We start from the raw sequence: 16,713 nt of genomic DNA, 5'->3' as shown, positions 1-16,713 counted from the left end.
GCGCCCTATTCGCCGAGCCGGTTGGCCGTGTGCACCGCCCGCAGCACCGCCGCGGCCTTGTTACGGCACTCCTGGTCCTCGGCGACCGGATCGGAGTCGGCGACGATGCCCGCTCCGGCCTGCACATATGCCGTGCCGTCACGCAGCAGGGCGGTACGGATGGCGATCGCGGTGTCGGAGTCGCCCGCGAAGTCGAGGTAGCCGACACAGCCGCCGTACAGACCGCGCCGGGACGGTTCGAGTTCGTCGATGATCTGCATCGCGCGGGGCTTGGGGGCGCCGGAGAGGGTGCCGGCCGGGAAGCAGGCGGTGAGCACGTCGAAGGCGGTGCGGCCGCCGGCGACCCGGCCGGTGACGGTGGAGACGATGTGCATCACATGCGAGTACCGCTCGACGGACATGAAGTCGACCACCTCGACCGAGCCCGGCTCGCAGACCCGCCCGAGGTCATTGCGCCCGAGGTCGACCAGCATGAGGTGCTCGGCGCGCTCCTTGGGGTCGGCGAGCAGCTCCTCGGCGAGCGCCTGGTCCTCCTGCGGGGTGGCGCCGCGGTGCCGGGTGCCGGCGATGGGGTGGACCATGGCCCGGCCGTCCTCGACCTTGACCAGGGCCTCGGGGGACGAGCCGACGACATCGAATCCGTCGAAGCGGAACAGGTACATGTACGGCGAGGGGTTGGTGGCCCGCAGCACCCGGTAGACGTCCAGGGCGCTCGCCGTGCACGGGGTCTCGAAGCGCTGGGAGGGGACGACCTGGAAGGCCTCGCCCGCGCGGATGCGCTCCTTCACGTCCTCCACGGCGCGCCGGAAGTCGGGGCCGCCCCACAGCGCGGTGTACTCGGGCAGCTCGGAGGGCGGCAGCACGGCCGGGGGCTGGGCCACGGCGCGGGTGAGGTCGGCCTCCATGGCGTCGAGACGGGCCACCGCGTCGTGGTACGCCTCGTCCACGCCGGTGTCCAGGTCGTTGTGGTTGATCGCGTTGGCGATCAGCAGGACCGAGCCCTCCCAGTGGTCCATGACGGCGAGGTCGCTGGTCAGGAGCATGGTCAGCTCGGGCAGCCTGAGATCGTCGCGCTCGCCGGGGCCGATCTTCTCCAGGCGGCGCACGATGTCGTAGCCGAGGTAGCCGACCATGCCGCCGGTGAAGGGGGGCAGGCCCTCGGTGTGCGGGGTGTGCAGGGCCTGGAGGGTGGCGCGCAGGGCCTTGAGAGGGTCGCCGTCGACGGGGACGCCGACCGGCGGGGTGCCGAGCCAGTGGGCCGCGCCGTCGCGGGCGGTGAGGGTGGCGGCGCTGCGCACGCCCACGAAGGAGTAACGCGACCAGGAGCGGCCGTTCTCCGCGGACTCCAGCAGGAAGGTCCCGGGGCGTTCGCCGGCCAGCTTGCGGTAGAGGGCCACCGGGGTGTCGCCGTCGGCGAGCAGTTTGCGGGTGACCGGGATGACACGCCGGTCGGCGGCGAGCTTGCGGAAGGTCTCCAGGTCCATGGCGGCGGGCCTCACTGGTCCGCGCCGGCGGGCAGACCGGCGTCCTTGAGGAGTACGTCCTCGTCGAAGCAGGTGCGCGCGCCGGTGTGGCAGGCGGCGCCCTCCTGGTCGACCTGGACCAGCACGGTGTCGGCGTCGCAGTCCAGGGCGACCGACTTCACCCATTGGACGTGGCCGGAGGTGTCGCCCTTGACCCAGTACTCCTGGCGGCTGCGCGACCAGTAGGTGCAGCGGCCGGTGGTCAGGGTCCGGTGCAGCGCCTCGTCGTCCATCCAGCCGAGCATGAGCACCTCTCCGGTGTCGTGCTGCTGGGCGATGGCGGGCAGGAGGCCGTCGGCGCTGCGCTTGAGGCGGGCGGCGATCTCCGGGTCGAGGCTGCTGGGCCGGGGGGTGCCGGGCGTACTGGTCATGGGTGCCATTGTGCCGCGCGCCACTGACAACTCCGGGCGGGTGTCCACTGCGCGGACCGGTGGCTGGCCGTAGGCTGACCCCATGTCGACCTTCGCCAAGCGTGAACGGCTCCTGTTCGCCGACCTCTTGGAAACCGTGGGCCCGGACGCGCCGACTCTGTGCGAGGGCTGGCGGACCCGGGACCTGGCCGCGCATGTGATCGTGCGCGAGCGCCGCCCGGACGCGGCCGGGGGCGCGCTGATCAAGCAGCTCGCGCCACGCCTGGAGAAGGTGACGGCGGAGTACACCGCGAAGCCGTACGAGGAGCTGATCCAGCTGATCCGCACGGGCCCGCCGCGGTTCTCGCCGTTCCAGGTCAAGCAGGTGGACGAGGCCGCGAACACGGTGGAGTTCTACGTGCACACCGAGGACGTGCGCCGGGCGCAGCCGGACTGGAGCGCGCGGGAGCTGGACCCGGTGTTCCAGGACGCGCTGTGGTCGCGGCTGGAGCGGACGGCGCGGCTGCTGGGGCGCGGGGTGCCGACGGGTCTGGTGCTGCGCCGGCCCGACGGGCAGACCGTGGTGGCGCACAAGGGCGTCCCGGTGGTCACGGCGACCGGGGAGCCCTCCGAGCTGCTGCTGTTCGCGTTCGGCCGGGACCGGGCGGCGCGGGTCGAGCTGGAGGGCGAGGCGGACGCCATCGACAAGCTGCACTCCTCCAAGCAGCTGGGGTTCTGACCAGGGAGGCCGCCCGTGATCAAGGTCGCGATGACCGGGGTGTACGTGGACGACGTGGCGCGGGCGCATGCCTTCTACACGGACGTCCTCGGCTTCGAGACGCGCACCCGTACGGATCTCGGGGACGGCGTCCTCTTCGTGACCGTCGGCGCGCCCGAGGGCGCCCAGCCCGACCTCCAGCTCCTCCTGGAGCCCGGCCAGGGCCCCATCGCCGAGTCCTACCGCCGTGCGCTGTACGAGGCGGGCATTCCCTGCATCGTCTTCTCGGTGGACGACCTGGCCGCCGAGCACCGGCGGCTGCGCGGCCTGGGTGTCCGTTTCCCCCATGGTCCGCGGGAGCAGGGGCCGGTGCTGGCGGCGGTGTTCGACGACACGTGCGGCAATCTGGTCCAGCTGGTTCAGCCGAAGGGATGAACGCCGGGGGGCATGGAAGCCAGGCGGGCGGTCATGGGCCTCAGGCGGGCAGTTCGGCGCGGCGCAGGGCCGGTACGACGAGGGCGACGACCCCGCCGAGGGCGCACACGGAGGCGCTGACCAGATAGACGGGGCCGAGTCCCCAGGTGCCGATCGCGGCGGCGGCGAGGGGCATGCTCAGCGGGGTGAAGCCGAGGCTGATCAGGCTGGAGACGGCAGTGACCCGGCCGAGGTAGGCGGGGTCGGCCTGGGTCTGGAGCAGGGCGCCGCACATGGCGCCGCTGAGCCCGGTCAGCAGTCCGACGAGCAGGGCGATGCCGACGGCCGCCCAGAGGCCGGGCGCGTAGGCGAGGGCGCCGATGGCCAGGGATCCGGCCACGATGGTGACCCCGGCGACCAGTCCGGCGCGCGGCAGCCGGCCCCGCAGGGTGAGCAGCAGCGAGGCGGCGCCGGCTCCCACGCCGAAACCGGCGAGCACCCAGCCCATCCCGGAGGCGCCCCAGCCGCGGTGGTCCGCGAGCAGCGTCAGGCCGACGTTGAGCGGGCCGACGAAGCCGAGGTCGCCGAGGGCGATGGCGAGCATCAGCGGGGCGAGGACACGGTGGCCGCGGATATAGCGCAGCCCGGCCGCGAGATCGGCCCGGGCGGTGGCGCGGGGGCCGTCCGCGCGGTCGCCGGGCAGCTCCCGTATCCGCACGGAGATCAGCAGCGGCACGGACACGGCGATCAGCACTCCGGCGAGGGCGAAGGCCGCGGAGGCGCCGCCGACGGCCACGCCGAGGCCGCCGAGCGGGGCGCCGACCACGCTCGCGAAGCGGATGGCCAGACCGCGCATGCCCTGGACGCGGGCCAGCTGGTCCTTGCCGGTGACCCGGGCGGGGAGGGCGCCCACGGCGGGCACGAACACGGCGTCCACGGTGCCGAAGACCAGTGCGAGCAGGGCGAGCGGCCACAGTCCGGGGCTGGTGAGGTACAGCAGGGCGGCCACCGCGAGGACGGCGGCGCAGCGCAGGGCGTCGCTGCCGATGACGACCCGCCGGGGCCCGAGCCGGTCGGCGATCACTCCCCCGCCGAGCATCAGCACGGCCCGGGGCAGCGCGCTCGCCGACATCACCAGACCGGCCTGCGCCGCGGTCCCGGCCCGTACGGCCGCCCAGGACAGCGCCAGGTAGTACACGCTGTCGCCGAGCATGGAGCACGTGTAGGCGGTCAGCCAGCGCCGCACATTGGGGTCCCGGTGGGCCTGTACGGCGGCCGGGGTGACGAGGGTCGAGCTCAAGGCGGGCTCCTTGGGGGCCGGAAGGCGTGGGGCCGGGGCGGCAGGGCGGGACTAAGGGCCGGGGAGGCGTCGGCGGGGCTCAGGTGCGGAAGGGGAACGCGTACGTGTGCACCGCGACGTTCTCGCGGCCCTCGGCGTCCCCCGCGGCCTCCGCCGCCCGGCCGAGCTCGTCGTACCGCCGCACGAGGGCGAGCATCTCGCCGGTCAGCTCGGCGAGTTCGGCCGGTGTGAGCCGCAGCACGGCCTCGGAGGAGACCGCGCCGGGTGCCCACTGCTCGCCCCAGTGCGGGCGTTCGTCCAGGAAGCGCAGGTACATGTCGGACCGCTGGGCGAAGAAGAGCCGGCTCGCGGCGGTGTGCGCGGCGATCTGCTCGGGGGCGTCGCGGAAGTCCTCGTCACGGATCCGCACACCGTCGGAGGCCGGCCGCCACCAGCGCTCCCGCCCGTCCCCGCTGCCCGGCTCCGCCGCCTCGATCAGCCCGTGCTCGGCGAGCTTGCGCAGGTGGTAGCTGGCCAGCGAGACCGCCTCGTCGACCTGCTCGGCGAGCTGGGAGGCGGTGGCGGTCCCGGTGAGGGTCAGGGCCCGGTACAGCCGCATCCGCAGGGGGTGGGCGAGCGCCTTGAGCGTGCCCATGTCCTGGATCCGGCGGTCTCTTTCCTTCTCTGCCATGCCCATGACCTTAGATGCGAAAGAAATCTTGCGCAATAAACTTTGCGCGACTTCTCTTTCGTATCCGCACATATGAAGGCCCCGGCGGCTCAGCCACCGGGGCCCGGGGAACGCGCGCGTCAGCGGACGGGGTGTCCCGCCTCCCGCAGGGTCGCCTTGACCTCGCCGATCCGCAGGTCACCGAAGTGGAAGACGGAGGCCGCGAGGACCGCGTCCGCGCCGGCGGCGATCGCCGGCGGGAAGTGGGCCAGGCTGCCCGCGCCGCCGGAGGCGATCACCGGCACCGAGACATGCTTGCGGACGGCCGCGATCATCTCCAGGTCGTAGCCGTCCTTGGTGCCGTCGGCGTCCATCGAGTTCAGCAGGATCTCGCCCGCGCCCAGCTCGGCGGCCCGGTGCGCCCACTCGACGGCGTCGATGCCGGTGCCCCGGCGGCCGCCGTGCGTGGTCACCTCGAAGGACCCGGACGCGGTGCGCCGGGCGTCCACCGACAGGACCAGCACCTGGCGCCCGAAGCGCTCGGCGATCTCGCGGATCAGCTCGGGCCGGGCGATCGCCGCGGTGTTCACGCCCACCTTGTCGGCACCGGCCCGCAGCAGCTTGTCCACGTCCTCGGCGGTGCGGACGCCGCCGCCGACGGTGAGCGGGATGAACACCTGCTCGGCGGTGCGGCGCACCACGTCGTACGTCGTCTCCCGGTCGCCCGAGGACGCGGTGATGTCCAGGAACGTCAGCTCGTCGGCGCCCTCGGCGTCGTACACCTTGGCCATCTCGACGGGGTCGCCCGCGTCGCGCAGGTTCTGGAAGTTGACGCCCTTGACGACCCGGCCGTTGTCCACGTCCAGGCAGGGGATGACTCGGACCGCCAGGGTCATGACCGCTCAGGCTCCTCTGAATGCTTCAAGTTCTACTTCGACCAGGATGCGCGGGTCCACGAAGCCCTCGACGACCAGCAGGGTCGACACCGGGCGCACGGAGTCGAACATCTCCTTGTGGGCTCGGCCCACCTCGTCGACGTCGCGCACATGGCTCAGGTACATACGGGTGCGGATCACGGAGTCGATGCCGAGCCCGAACTCCTTGAGCGCCTCCAGGGCGTTGCCGAAGGCGACCCTGGTCTGCTCGTACGGATCGCCCTCGCCGTACAGGACGGTGCCCTTGAAGGGCGTGGTGCCGCCCACCAGGACCCGGTCCCCCGCCGCCACGGCGCGTGCAAAACCGAAACTCTCTTCCCAGGGACTTCCGCTCTGCACCCGCCGGGCGCCTTCCGATGTCATGACGCCACAGCCTCCAAGGCCTCTTCCAGGGTGAACGCCTTCGCGTAGAGGGCCTTCCCGACGATGGAGCCCTCGACACCGAGCGGCACCAGTTCGGCGATGGCGCGCAGGTCGGCCAGGGAGGACACGCCGCCGGATGCCACGACCGGCCGGTCGGTGGCCGCGCACACGGTGCGCAGCAGCTCCAGGTTGGGGCCCTGGAGGGTGCCGTCCTTGGCGATGTCGGTGACGACGTAGCGCGCGCAGCCCTCCTTGTTCAGGCGGTCCAGCGTCTCGTAGAGGTCGCCGCCGTCGCGGGTCCAGCCGCGGCCGCGCAGGGTGGTGCCGCGCACGTCCAGGCCCACCGCGATCTTGTCGCCGTGCTCGGCGATCACCTTGGCGACCCACTCGGGGGTCTCCAGGGCGGCGGTGCCGAGGTTGACGCGGGTGCAGCCGGTGGCGAGGGCGGCGGCGAGGGTGTCGTCGTCGCGGATGCCGCCGGACAGCTCCACCTTGATGTCCATGGCGCGGGCCACCTCGGCGATCAGCGCCCGGTTGTCACCGGTGCCGAAGGCCGCGTCCAGGTCGACCAGGTGCAGCCACTCGGCGCCGGACCGCTGCCAGGCGAGGGCGGCCTCCAGCGGGGAGCCGTAGGAGGTCTCGCTCCCGGACTCGCCGTGGACGAGGCGTACGGCCTGGCCGTCGCGGACGTCGACGGCGGGGAGGAGTTCGAGCTTGGCCATGGTCTACAGGCTTCCGATCCAGTTGGTGAGGAGCTGGGCACCGGCGTCGCCGGACTTCTCGGGGTGGAACTGGGTGGCCCACAGGGCGCCGTTCTCCACCGCCGCGACGAAGGGCTTGCCGTGCGTGGCCCAGGTGACCTTGGGCGCGGCGATCAGCGGGTTGTGGGTCTCCTGCGTCCAGTCATGGACGGCGTAGGAGTGCACGAAGTAGAAGCGGGCGTCGGCGTCCAGGCCGGCGAACAGCTCGGAGTCGGCGGGCGCGTCCACGGTGTTCCAGCCCATGTGGGGCACGACATCGGCCGCCAGGGGGCCGACGGTGCCGGGCCACTCCTCCAGGCCCTCGGCCTGGACGCCGTGCTCGATGCCGCGCGAGAACAGGATCTGCATGCCGACGCAGATGCCCATCACCGGGCGGCCGCCGGACAGCCGGCGGTCGATGACCCAGTCACCGCGGGCGTCGAGCAGGCCGCGCATACAGGCGGCGAAGGCGCCGACACCCGGCACCAGCAGCCCGTCGGCGTTCATGGCCGTATCGAAGTCGCGGGTGATCTCCACCTCGGCGCCGACCCGCGCCAGCGCGCGCTCGGCCGAGCGGACATTGCCGAAGCCGTAGTCGAAGACGACGACCTTCTTGGCGGCGGTCAACTCCACACCGCCAGCCGCATGACGCCGGCGACCAGGCACATCCCGGCCGCGAGGGAGAGCAGCACGATCAGGCTGGTGGGCATCTTCTGCTTGACGAAGGAGATGATGCCGCCGACCAGGAAGAGGCCGACGACGATCAGGATGGTCGACAGACCGGTCATGGTTACAGCGCGCCCTTCGTCGACGGGAGGATGCCGGCCGCGCGCGGGTCGCGCTCGGAGGCATAACGCAGCGCCCTGGCGAGCGCCTTGAACTGGCACTCCACGATGTGGTGGGCGTTACGTCCGTACGGTACGTGAACGTGCAACGCGATCTGCGCCTGGGCCACGAAGGACTCCAGGATGTGCCGGGTCATCGTGGTGTCGTACTCGCCGATCATCGGCGCCATGCGCTCGGGCTCGGTGTGCACGAGGTAGGGGCGGCCGGACAGGTCGACGGTGACCTGGGCCAGGGACTCGTCCAGCGGGACCGTGCAGTTGCCGAAGCGGTAGATGCCCACCTTGTCGCCGAGCGCCTGTTTGAAGGCGGCACCGAGCGCGAGGGCGGTGTCCTCGATGGTGTGGTGGGAGTCGATATGCAGATCGCCGTCGGTCTTCACGGTCAGGTCGAACAGACCGTGCCGCCCGAGCTGGTCGAGCATGTGGTCGTAGAAGCCGACGCCGGTGGCGATGTCGGTCCGCCCGGTGCCGTCGAGGTCTATCTCGACCAGGACCGAGGTCTCCTTGGTGGTGCGCTCGACGCGCCCTGCGCGGCTCATGCCTCAAGCTCCTTCTTGACTTCACGTACGGCGTCGAGGAACGCGTCGTTCTCCGCGGGGGTGCCGGCCGAGACCCGCAGCCATCCCGGTACGCCGTTGTCCCGGACCAGGACGCCCCGGTCGAGGATCTTTTGCCAGACGCCGTGGGCGTCGGCGAACCGGCCGAACTGCACGAAGTTGGCGTCGGACTCGACGACGTCGTAGCCGATCGCGCGCAACTCGGCGACCAGCCGGTCCCGCTCGGACTTCAGCTGCTCGACATAGCCGAGCAGGGTGTCGGTGTGCTCCAGGGCGGCCAGCGCGGTCGCCTGGGTGATCGCCGACAGGTGGTACGGCAGCCGGACCAGCTGTACGGCGTCCACCACGGCCGGGGCGGCCGCGAGGTAGCCGAGGCGCAGGCCCGCCGCACCGAACGCCTTGGACATGGTGCGCGAGATCACCAGGTGCGGACGGCCTTCGAGCAGCGGCAGCAGCGAGGCGCCGTGGCTGAACTCGACGTACGCCTCGTCCACAACCACCATCGACGGCTTGGCCGCCTGCGCCGCGTCGTACAGCGCGCGGACCGTCTCGGGCGGAATCGCGTTGCCCGTGGGGTTGTTGGGGGTGGTGAGGAAGACGACGTCCGGCCGGTGCTCGGCGATGGCGCGCGCGGCGGCGGCCGGGTCGATGGTGAAGTCCTCGCCCCGCGGACCGGAGATCCAGCCGGTGCCGGTGCCGCGGGCGATGAGCGCGTGCATCGAGTACGACGGCTCGAAGCCGATCGCGCTGCGTCCGGGACCGCCGAAGGTCTGGAGCAGCTGCTGGATGACCTCGTTGGAGCCGTTGGCCGCCCAGACGTTCTCCAGGGCGAGCGGGAACCCACCGGTGTCGCTGAGGTACTTGGCCAGCTCGGTGCGCAGTTGGACCGCGTCCCGGTCGGGGTAGCGGTTCAGATCACGGGCGGCTTCCCGGACCCGCTCCGCGATCCGCTCGACCAGCGGCTCGGGCAGCGGATACGGGTTCTCGTTGGTGTTCAGCCGGACCGGAACGTCCAACTGGGGCGCGCCGTAAGGGGACTTGCCGCGCAGCTCGTCCCGGATGGGGAGGTCGTCGATCCTTACGTCGCTCACTTGCTCTCCGGTACCTTCCAGCCGAACCTCGCCTTGACCGCCGCGCCGTGCGCCGGCAGGTCCTCCGCCTCCGCCAGCGTGACCACGTGATGCGCGACCTCGGCCAGCGCGTCCTCGGTGTAGTCGACGATGTGGATGCCGCGCAGGAAGGACTGCACGGACAGGCCCGAGGAGTGGCAGGCGCAGCCGCCGGTGGGCAGGACGTGGTTGGACCCGGCCGCGTAGTCGCCGAGGGAGACGGGGGCCCAGGGGCCGATGAAGATCGCGCCCGCGTTGCGCACCCGGTCGGCCACGGCGGTGGCGTGGGCGGTCTGGATCTCCAGGTGCTCGGCGCCGTACGCGTCGACCACCTTCAGCCCCTCCTCGACGCCGTCCACCAGGACGATCGCGGACTGCCGGCCCGCGAGGGCCGGGCGGATCCGGTCGTCGACGTGCTTGGTGGCCGCGACCTGCGGCTCCAGCTCCTTCTCCACCGCGTCCGCGAGGTCCGGGGAGTCGGTGACGAGGACGGCGGCCGCCAGCGGGTCGTGCTCGGCCTGGCTGATCAGGTCGGCGGCCACGTGCGCCGGATCGGCGGTGTCGTCGGCGAGGATCGCGATCTCGGTGGGTCCGGCCTCGGTGTCGATGCCGATCCGGCCGGTGAAGTAGCGCTTGGCGGCGGCCACCCAGATGTTGCCGGGTCCGGTGACCATGTTCGCGGGCGGGCAGGACTCGGTGCCGTACGCGAACATCGCGACGGCGGTGGCGCCGCCGGCCGCGTACACCTCGTCCACGCCGAGCAGCGCGCAGGCGGCCAGGATCGTCGGGTGCGGCAGACCACCGAAGTCGGACTGCGGCGGAGAGGCGAGCGCGATGGACTCGACACCCGCCTCCTGGGCCGGGACCGCGTTCATGATCACGGAGGAGGGGTAGACCGAGCGGCCGCCCGGCGCGTACAGCCCGACGCGCTCGACCGGGACCCATTTCTCGGTCACGGAGCCGCCGGGGACGACCTGGGTGGTGTGGGCGGTGCGGCGCTGCGCGCGGTGCACGAGGCGGGCGCGCCGGATGGACTCCTCCAGGGCGGCGCGGACGTCCGCGTCGAGGCCGGCCAGCGCGTCGGCGAGCGCCTGGGCCGGGACACGGACGGATTCCAGCCGTACTCCGTCGAACCTCTCCGCGAAGTCGATCAGCGCCGCGTCGCCACGATGATGCACGTCCTCGCAGATCGGACGCACCTTCTCCAGGGCGGCCTGAACGTCGAAGTCGGCTCGGGGCAGCAGGTCACGCAGGGCGGGTCCCTCGGGGAGGGCGTCGCCGCGCAGATCGATTCGGGAAATCACAGTCCCAATTCTCTCAGACCGCCGTCCGTAGTCGTCCGCACGTATCAATGGCTGATACACGGCGTGGACCAATGCCTGGTACAGACGCTGGCCGGAACTCGGAAGATCCCCTTCACCCCGGGTGTTCCGCGCGTCACTCAGCGGGCATCAACGGCTGGACGAACCACCCGAACAGCGGAGAAAGAAGGAACAGCGGTGACCGAGGGGACCGGCTTCGCCGCCGGGGACCTGCCGGACGACCTGACCGCGGCCGAAGCGGGCATGTGGCAGGCCTTCCGCAACGGCAGTGTGTACGACCTGAGCAGCGGCGACTCCGTCGTGGACGATCCGCACGGCGGGCATCCCTGGGGGCCCGAGCGGTCCGTGCGGGCGCGCATCATCGCCTGGCTGCTGCTGGACGGGCCGCCGGCGCTCGCCGGGCGGGTGTCCGCGCTCAAGCTCGCCGGGGTGCGCGTCATGGGCGCCCTGGACCTGGCGGGCGGCACCGTGCAGCCGTACGTCGAGCTGCGCGACTGCCGCTTCGACGAACAGGTGCTGGTGCCGGAGGCGCGGTTCAGCACGCTGCGCCTGGTGAACTGCTCGGTGCCGCGCCTGGAGGCGGCCCGGGTGCACACCGAGGGCGATCTGCATCTGCCGCGCTGCCGCTTCCAGAACGGTGTCCGGCTGACCGACGCGCACATCGGCACCGATCTGCTGCTCAACCAGGCGATCGTGTACCGGGACCGCAGCGGGCGCTCGATCTCCGCGGACGGCCTCAATGTCGGCCAGGACCTCCAGGCGGAGCTGCTGGAGTCGCACGGCGAGCTGCGGCTGCGCGGCGCCCAGATCGGGGTGTCGCTGAGCCTGCGCGGCGCGCGCCTGTCCAACCCGTACTCCCGGCAGGCCCTGAACGCGCCCCAGCTCAGCGTGGAGCGCACCCTGTACCTGACCCCGGCCGGCGTGGGGAACCCGCTGCTCAGCGGGACCACACCGGCGCGCGGCACCCGGATCCAGCGGTTCGAGTGCCAGGGCGGGCTCCGGCTGGACGACGGGCGGTTCGGGGACGCGGTGGACCTGGAGCGGGCCCGGTTCACCCTCACCGACGACCAGGAGCTGTCGCTGCGCCGGGTGCACGCGCCCGAGCTGCGCTTCCTCGGGGACGGTCCGGGGCGCGGCAAGGTGGTGCTGTCCGGGGCGCAGATCATGAACCTGGTGGACCGCGCGGGCGCCTGGCCGGGCGCCGGACGGCTGCACATGGGCGGCTTCGCCTACGAGAACCTGGTGCCGCAGGGCCCGTTCCCGCTGGCCCGGCGCCTGGACTGGATCGCCGCGGCCACCGCCGAGTACGCCCCGGAGCCGTACGAGCGCCTGGCCTCGGTGCTGCGCGAGGCCGGGGAGGACGAGGACGCCCGGGAGGTGCTGCTCGCCAAGCAGCGCAGGCGCCGGGAGACACTGCCGCTGGCGGGCAAGCTCTGGGGCTACGTCCAGGACCTGACGGTCGCCTACGGCTACCGGCCCGGCCGCGCCGCGGTGTGGATGGCGGTGCTCTGGGCGGCGGGCACCCTCGCCTTCTCACATGCCGCGCACCCGCCGACGAACCACGACGAGCACCCCTACTGGAGCCCGGCCCTGTTCACGCTGGACCTGCTGCTGCCGGTGATCGACCTCGGCCAGGTCGGTGAGTGGCAGCTGCGCGGCCCCTGGGTGTGGCTGTCGGCCGCGATGATCTTGCTGGGCTGGGTCCTGGCGACGACGGTGGCGGCGGGGGCGAGCCGGCTGCTGCGGCGCGGCTGATGTGCGGGCATGTGCGGTCATGTGCGTAAAGAGTGCCCTTGACCCCACACGTCGTACAAAAGTCGAACAGTCGCCCTTTACCGGTCCTTGACCCTTGGCCGTACAACCTTCCATGACTTCCCTCAAGACCCTGGCGCAGCCCCGACCAGCGGACTTTCAATGGTCCGCACCATGGTTCCGCTGCCCGCGTTCATCCGCCGCTCCTGGATGTCCCGACATTCCGCGCGCCCACCCGAGGGGATTCCTTCCGGGGACGAGGCCGTGCTCGACGCGCCCGACGACCGGCTCTCGCCCGCGCTGGTCGCCGCCGGGCGGGGCGAGTACCGGGCCGCGGCCGAGCTGCTGGCCGGCACCCGGGCCGCGGCCGAGTGGGAGAACCACGACCGGTACGCCCGGCGGCTGGCCGCGTTCGCCCTGCTGCGCTCGGAGTGGTTCGAGGACTGGCGGGCGGCCGAGCCGGACGACCCCGGCGCCCTGCTGGTCGCGGCCCAGCTGGCGGTGGACCGGGTGTGGTCCTCGCCGGCCCGCGCCGAACTGCTGCGCGAGGTCAGCCCGCTGATCACGGCCGCCGCGCGGGCCGACGACCGGGACCCGGTGCCCTGGCGGATCGCGCTGGACCACGCGCGCGGCTCACGGGCCGGGCACCGCTACTTCGAGGAACTGTGGGAGGCGGCGCTGCGCCGCGCCCCGCACCACTACGGCTGCCATGTGGCAGCCCTGCGCTATCTGGGCGCGTTCTGCTGCGTCCGCTTCGGGGACACCCCGCATGTGCCGAGCGCCGCGCACCGCGCGTGCTTCGACTTCGCCGAACTGGCCGCGCAGGACGCGCCGGCGGACTCGCTGGTGCAGATGCTGCCCGCGTGGGCCGCGTACGGCTATCTGACCGAGGGCGGCGGGCCCGGGGTGCCGCGGCAGCGGCTGGACTCGGCGGCCGACCGGGCGATAACCCTGTCGGCGCGGTTCGCTGCGGCCGATCCCTGGCCCGCCGGGGTGCGCAACAAGCTGCTCTACGTGCTGCTGCGCCTGGACCGCCCCGAGGACGCCCGCGCCCTGCTGCGGCTGATCGGCCCCTATGTGACCTCCTGCCCCTGGGACCGGTTCTCGGACGACCCGCTCGGCCACTTCCTGCGGCTGCGCGAGCACCTGCTGTCGGGCGGCGGGGCACCGGTTCCGGCCGGGCTGCTGCCGGTGCCCGAGGACCTTCTGCCCGGGCACCGCGGACACGCCCGCGTCGCCGACCATTAGGCTGGGGCGCCGTGACCACCGTCCGTCTGCCGCTCTTCCCGCTGAACACGGTCCTCTTCCCGGGACTCGTGCTGCCGCTGAACGTCTTCGAGGAGCGTTATCGCGCCATGATGCGCGAGCTGCTGAAGACCCCCGAGGAGGAGCCTCGGCGGTTCGCCGTCGTGGCCATCCGCGACGGGTACGAGGTGGCGCCCAGCGCCCCCGGCATGCCCGACCCCACGGCGGAGCCCGAGCGGGGCCCGGCCGCGGGCTTCGGCCCGGACCCGCTCGCGGCCTTCCACCAGATGGGCTGTATCGCGGACGCGGCGACCGTCCGGGAGCGCCCCGGCGGCACCTTCGAGGTGCTCGCGACCGGTACGACCCGGGTGCGGCTGCTGTCCGTGGACGCCTCAGGGCCCTATCTGACGGCCGAACTGGAGGAGCTGGCGGAGGAGCCGGGCGACGAGGCGGGGGCGCTCGCGGAGGGCGTGCTGCGGGCCTTCAGGCAGTACCAGAAGCGGCTGGCGGGGGCCCGGGAGCGGTCGCTCGCGACCAGCGCGGAGCTGCCGGACGACCCGAGCGTGGTGTCGTACCTGGTGGCGGCCGCCATGGTGCACGACACGCCTACCAAGCAGCGGCTGCTCCAGGCGCCGGACACCGCGTCCCGGCTGCGGGACGAACTGCGGCTCCTGCGCGGCGAGACCGCCATCATCCGTAATCTGCCGTCGCTGCCCGCGTTCGAGCTGACGCGGACGCCGACCAGTCTGAACTGAGTCCACCACCTCATGGCGAAGAAGTCGAAGAAGCAGCAGCAGTCCGGCGGTACCCCGGCGACGGTGGCGCTGAGCGCGGCGGGCGTGGAGTTCACGGTCCACGCCTACGACCACGACCCCTCCCACCCCTCCTACGGCGAGGAGGCGGCGGAGGCGATGGGCGTCTCCCCCGACCGCGTCTTCAAGACCCTGGTGGCCGACGTGGACGGCAACCTCGTCGTCGGGGTCGTCCCGGTCGCGGGCACCCTCGATCTGAAGGCCCTGGCCTCGGCGGTGGGCGGCAAGCGCGCCGCCATGGCCGATCCGACCCTCGCCGAGCGCACCACCGGTTACGTCCGCGGCGGGATCTCCCCGCTCGGCCAGCGCAAGAGGCTGCCCACCGTCCTGGACGACTCGGCCCTCACCCACGCCACGATCTGTGTGTCGGCGGGGCGGCGGGGCCTGGAGGTGGAGCTGGCGCCGGACGACCTGGCGGAGCTGACCGGAGCGGTGTCGGCGCCCATCGGCCGGGGCTGAGGGAAGCCCCGGGGGCTGAGGGGCGCCTACTGGGCGGGCGTGAGCGGTACCTCGCCCGGCTGCTGGGGCTCGGGGTCGCGGGGGCCGAACAGCGCGGTCAGGCCGAGATGGACCAGCACCGCGGCGAACGGCCAGGACAGCAGCGCGGCCTTGGCGCCCAGGCGCAGCGGGGCCGGGAAGGTGACCCTCTTGCCGACCGCGCGGGCATGGGCGATGACATCGGACGTGGGACCGAGCCACACACCGAGCCGCCAGGCCAGCAGGGAGCCGAGCAGTCCGCCGAGCGCCAGACCGACGACCAGCGGCACTCCGCCGCGCCTGCGCCACAGGAACGCCGCGAGCCCGCTCACCGCGCCGAACGCGAGCGCCAGCAGGGTGAACGTGCCGTCCACACCGACCGCCTGCTCCCCCTCGGTGTCCTTGAGATAGACCACCCAGCTGTTGCCCGACCGGTCGCCGACCAGGGGCACCTGGGGCGCCAGATGCCACCACAGCAGCCCGAGCAGCGCCCCGCACACCGTCACCAGCACGGTGAGCACGGCGGCCTCGCGCGCTTCGGTCTTCATCCCGGGGCCGTCCTCTTCGTAGGCGCCCGCCATCGGCGCCCCGGCGGGCGGCGCCTGCCAGACCTGGTGCGCGGAGTGGTCGTGCGGGGGCGGGGGCGGATTCAGCGGTGCGGTCACCCTGCCATCGTGCCAGGTCGGCCTGTGCGCCGCGTCACCGGACGGCGGCCCTGCGGTACGCCCACGCGGCCGCGGCCAGCGAGATCACCCCGACCCCCGCGCACACCCCCAGGTCAGCGAGGACGACGGCCCAGTCCGGGTGGGTGTCGAAGGTGCGGGCGTACGCCTCCACGCCGTAGGTGGAGGGCAGCAGGTCCCGTGCCAGCCGGACGAGCTCCGGCATCCGGTCGGGCGGCAGCACCCCGAGCAGCAGCGCCGCCGACATGCCCAGCTGGCCGAGCAGCGTGGCCAGCTCGGGGCGGGGCGCCAGCAGGCCGAGCGCCGCGCCGAGCCCGGACAGCGCGGCCCCGGCGAGCGGCACGACGGCCAGCAGGACCCACAGGTTGGCCAGCGGCAGCCCGAAGAGCACACAGCCGAAGACGGCGGTCACCAGTGTCCCGGGCACCGTGAAGGAGGCGTACGCCGCAGCCGTGCCCAGCACCACCGCGGCCGGCGGCACCGGCAGCGTGGCGTAGTGGTCGAGCCCGCCGCCGGCCCGCAGCTGCCCGAAGTACTGGGCCAGCAGGTTCAGCGCGACAAAGGCGACGACCAGCACGGCCGAGCCGGCCACCACGGACCGCGCCTCGAAGCCGTTGTCGACGACGCCGCGCATCATCACGGTGATGCCGATGGACTGGAAGGTCGCCACGAACAGCAGCGGGATCCGCGCCACCCGGGCCCGGGACAGCTGCGCCCGGTACACGGCCACCAGCGACGGCCACAGCCGCGCCGCGGGGGCGAGCTCGGCCACGACGACCGGCCCCGCCTCCGGCACGCTCCGGGCTGTGTCCGGCAGAACCTGCGCGGGTACGACACTCACGACGAGCTGCTCCTCTTCCCTACGGCGGTCGTACCGATCTTCCCCACGGCAGTCGTACCGGCCGTGCCGCGTACGGCG

Annotated in this window: 20 protein-coding genes; 6 read left to right on the top strand and 14 right to left on the bottom strand. The window is 72.8% G+C overall.

Annotated features, from left to right (window positions below):
* Positions 1-5 precede the first annotated feature (5 nt).
* Both HEP81_RS28505 and hisI read right to left on the bottom strand, forming a co-directional pair.
* Positions 6-1,484, bottom strand: coding sequence for an anthranilate synthase component I (locus HEP81_RS28505; RefSeq protein WP_037653270.1), 1,479 nt, complete (start codon positions 1,482-1,484; stop codon positions 6-8).
* 11 nt (positions 1,485-1,495) lie between these two features.
* The gene (gene hisI / locus HEP81_RS28500; RefSeq protein ID WP_037653160.1) at positions 1,496-1,894 is read right to left on the bottom strand and encodes a phosphoribosyl-AMP cyclohydrolase; all 399 of its coding nucleotides are present in this window, start codon (positions 1,892-1,894) and stop codon (positions 1,496-1,498) included.
* A gap of 82 nt (positions 1,895-1,976) precedes the next feature.
* Between hisI and HEP81_RS28495 the strand changes: the two genes are divergently transcribed.
* Together HEP81_RS28495 and HEP81_RS28490 are read left to right on the top strand one after the other, a co-directional pair.
* Positions 1,977-2,612, top strand: coding sequence for a TIGR03085 family metal-binding protein (locus HEP81_RS28495; protein ID WP_037653158.1), 636 nt, complete (start codon positions 1,977-1,979; stop codon positions 2,610-2,612).
* A 15-nt stretch (positions 2,613-2,627) separates the two neighbouring features.
* Positions 2,628-3,026 carry a VOC family protein gene (locus HEP81_RS28490; protein WP_037653156.1) on the top strand — a complete coding sequence of 133 codons (399 nt, stop codon included), beginning with the start codon at positions 2,628-2,630 and terminating at the stop codon, positions 3,024-3,026.
* Between the two features lie 40 nt (positions 3,027-3,066).
* On the opposite strand, the gene HEP81_RS28485 is transcribed toward HEP81_RS28490, so the two are convergent.
* The 10 genes from HEP81_RS28485 to hisD form a co-directional block, all read right to left on the bottom strand.
* Positions 3,067-4,305, bottom strand: coding sequence for an MFS transporter (locus HEP81_RS28485; RefSeq protein WP_037653154.1), 1,239 nt, complete (start codon positions 4,303-4,305; stop codon positions 3,067-3,069).
* A 79-nt stretch (positions 4,306-4,384) separates the two neighbouring features.
* Positions 4,385-4,975: an ArsR/SmtB family transcription factor gene (locus HEP81_RS28480; protein WP_037653153.1), complete on the bottom strand. Its 591-nt coding sequence runs from the start codon at positions 4,973-4,975 to the stop codon at positions 4,385-4,387.
* A 119-nt stretch (positions 4,976-5,094) separates the two neighbouring features.
* Positions 5,095-5,850: an imidazole glycerol phosphate synthase subunit HisF gene (hisF, locus tag HEP81_RS28475; protein WP_037653152.1), complete on the bottom strand. Its 756-nt coding sequence runs from the start codon at positions 5,848-5,850 to the stop codon at positions 5,095-5,097.
* A gap of 6 nt (positions 5,851-5,856) precedes the next feature.
* The gene (locus HEP81_RS28470; RefSeq protein ID WP_037653150.1) at positions 5,857-6,252 is read right to left on the bottom strand and encodes a RidA family protein; all 396 of its coding nucleotides are present in this window, start codon (positions 6,250-6,252) and stop codon (positions 5,857-5,859) included.
* A complete protein-coding gene (gene priA / locus HEP81_RS28465) occupies positions 6,249-6,974 on the bottom strand; it encodes a bifunctional 1-(5-phosphoribosyl)-5-((5-phosphoribosylamino)methylideneamino)imidazole-4-carboxamide isomerase/phosphoribosylanthranilate isomerase PriA (RefSeq protein WP_037653149.1) in 726 nt (241 codons plus the stop codon). Before priA ends, HEP81_RS28470 begins: the two co-directional genes overlap by 4 nt.
* Positions 6,975-6,977: 3 nt before the next feature.
* A complete protein-coding gene (gene hisH / locus HEP81_RS28460; RefSeq protein WP_037653148.1) occupies positions 6,978-7,625 on the bottom strand; it encodes an imidazole glycerol phosphate synthase subunit HisH in 648 nt (215 codons plus the stop codon).
* The gene (locus HEP81_RS28455) at positions 7,616-7,780 is read right to left on the bottom strand and encodes a hypothetical protein (RefSeq protein ID WP_037653147.1); all 165 of its coding nucleotides are present in this window, start codon (positions 7,778-7,780) and stop codon (positions 7,616-7,618) included. The genes hisH and HEP81_RS28455 overlap by 10 nt, the downstream gene beginning before the upstream one ends.
* 2 nt (positions 7,781-7,782) lie before the next feature.
* Positions 7,783-8,376: an imidazoleglycerol-phosphate dehydratase HisB gene (gene hisB / locus HEP81_RS28450; protein ID WP_037653146.1), complete on the bottom strand. Its 594-nt coding sequence runs from the start codon at positions 8,374-8,376 to the stop codon at positions 7,783-7,785.
* Complete coding sequence (locus HEP81_RS28445; RefSeq protein ID WP_037653144.1) at positions 8,373-9,485, bottom strand: histidinol-phosphate transaminase; 1,113 nt, start codon at positions 9,483-9,485, stop codon at positions 8,373-8,375. The genes hisB and HEP81_RS28445 overlap by 4 nt, the downstream gene beginning before the upstream one ends.
* Positions 9,482-10,807, bottom strand: coding sequence for a histidinol dehydrogenase (gene hisD / locus HEP81_RS28440; protein WP_037653143.1), 1,326 nt, complete (start codon positions 10,805-10,807; stop codon positions 9,482-9,484). Before hisD ends, HEP81_RS28445 begins: the two co-directional genes overlap by 4 nt.
* 195 nt (positions 10,808-11,002) lie before the next feature.
* On the opposite strand from hisD, the gene HEP81_RS28435 reads away from it, so the two are divergent.
* The 4 genes from HEP81_RS28435 to ybaK all read left to right on the top strand — a co-directional run bounded on the left by HEP81_RS28435 (position 11,003) and on the right by ybaK (position 15,093).
* The gene (locus tag HEP81_RS28435; protein WP_037653142.1) at positions 11,003-12,580 is read left to right on the top strand and encodes a hypothetical protein; all 1,578 of its coding nucleotides are present in this window, start codon (positions 11,003-11,005) and stop codon (positions 12,578-12,580) included.
* A gap of 159 nt (positions 12,581-12,739) precedes the next feature.
* Positions 12,740-13,825 (top strand): hypothetical protein, encoded by a 1,086-nt coding sequence (locus tag HEP81_RS28430; RefSeq protein ID WP_243279619.1) that lies wholly within the window; start codon positions 12,740-12,742, stop codon positions 13,823-13,825.
* 11 nt (positions 13,826-13,836) lie between these two features.
* On the top strand, positions 13,837-14,577 hold the full coding sequence (locus HEP81_RS28425) for an LON peptidase substrate-binding domain-containing protein (protein WP_037653141.1): 741 nt from the start codon (positions 13,837-13,839) through the stop codon (positions 14,575-14,577).
* Between the two features lie 12 nt (positions 14,578-14,589).
* Positions 14,590-15,093 carry a Cys-tRNA(Pro) deacylase gene (gene ybaK, locus HEP81_RS28420; RefSeq protein ID WP_037653139.1) on the top strand — a complete coding sequence of 168 codons (504 nt, stop codon included), beginning with the start codon at positions 14,590-14,592 and terminating at the stop codon, positions 15,091-15,093.
* 26 nt (positions 15,094-15,119) lie between these two features.
* Here the strand turns inward: ybaK and HEP81_RS28415 are convergent, their stop codons facing one another.
* Positions 15,120-15,776, bottom strand: coding sequence for a hypothetical protein (locus tag HEP81_RS28415; RefSeq protein WP_037653136.1), 657 nt, complete (start codon positions 15,774-15,776; stop codon positions 15,120-15,122).
* A gap of 34 nt (positions 15,777-15,810) precedes the next feature.
* Positions 15,811-16,635, bottom strand: a complete 825-nt coding sequence (locus tag HEP81_RS28410) for an ABC transporter permease (RefSeq protein ID WP_037653135.1) — start codon at positions 16,633-16,635, stop codon at positions 15,811-15,813.
* Positions 16,636-16,713: the final 78 nt, after the last annotated feature.

The sequence above is a fragment of the Streptomyces griseofuscus genome, from assembly GCF_014673495.1.
Classification (GTDB): domain Bacteria; phylum Actinomycetota; class Actinomycetes; order Streptomycetales; family Streptomycetaceae; genus Streptomyces; species Streptomyces murinus.
The sequence above is the reverse complement of the archived record's forward strand: the minus strand, read 5'-3'. Positions and strand labels throughout refer to the sequence as shown.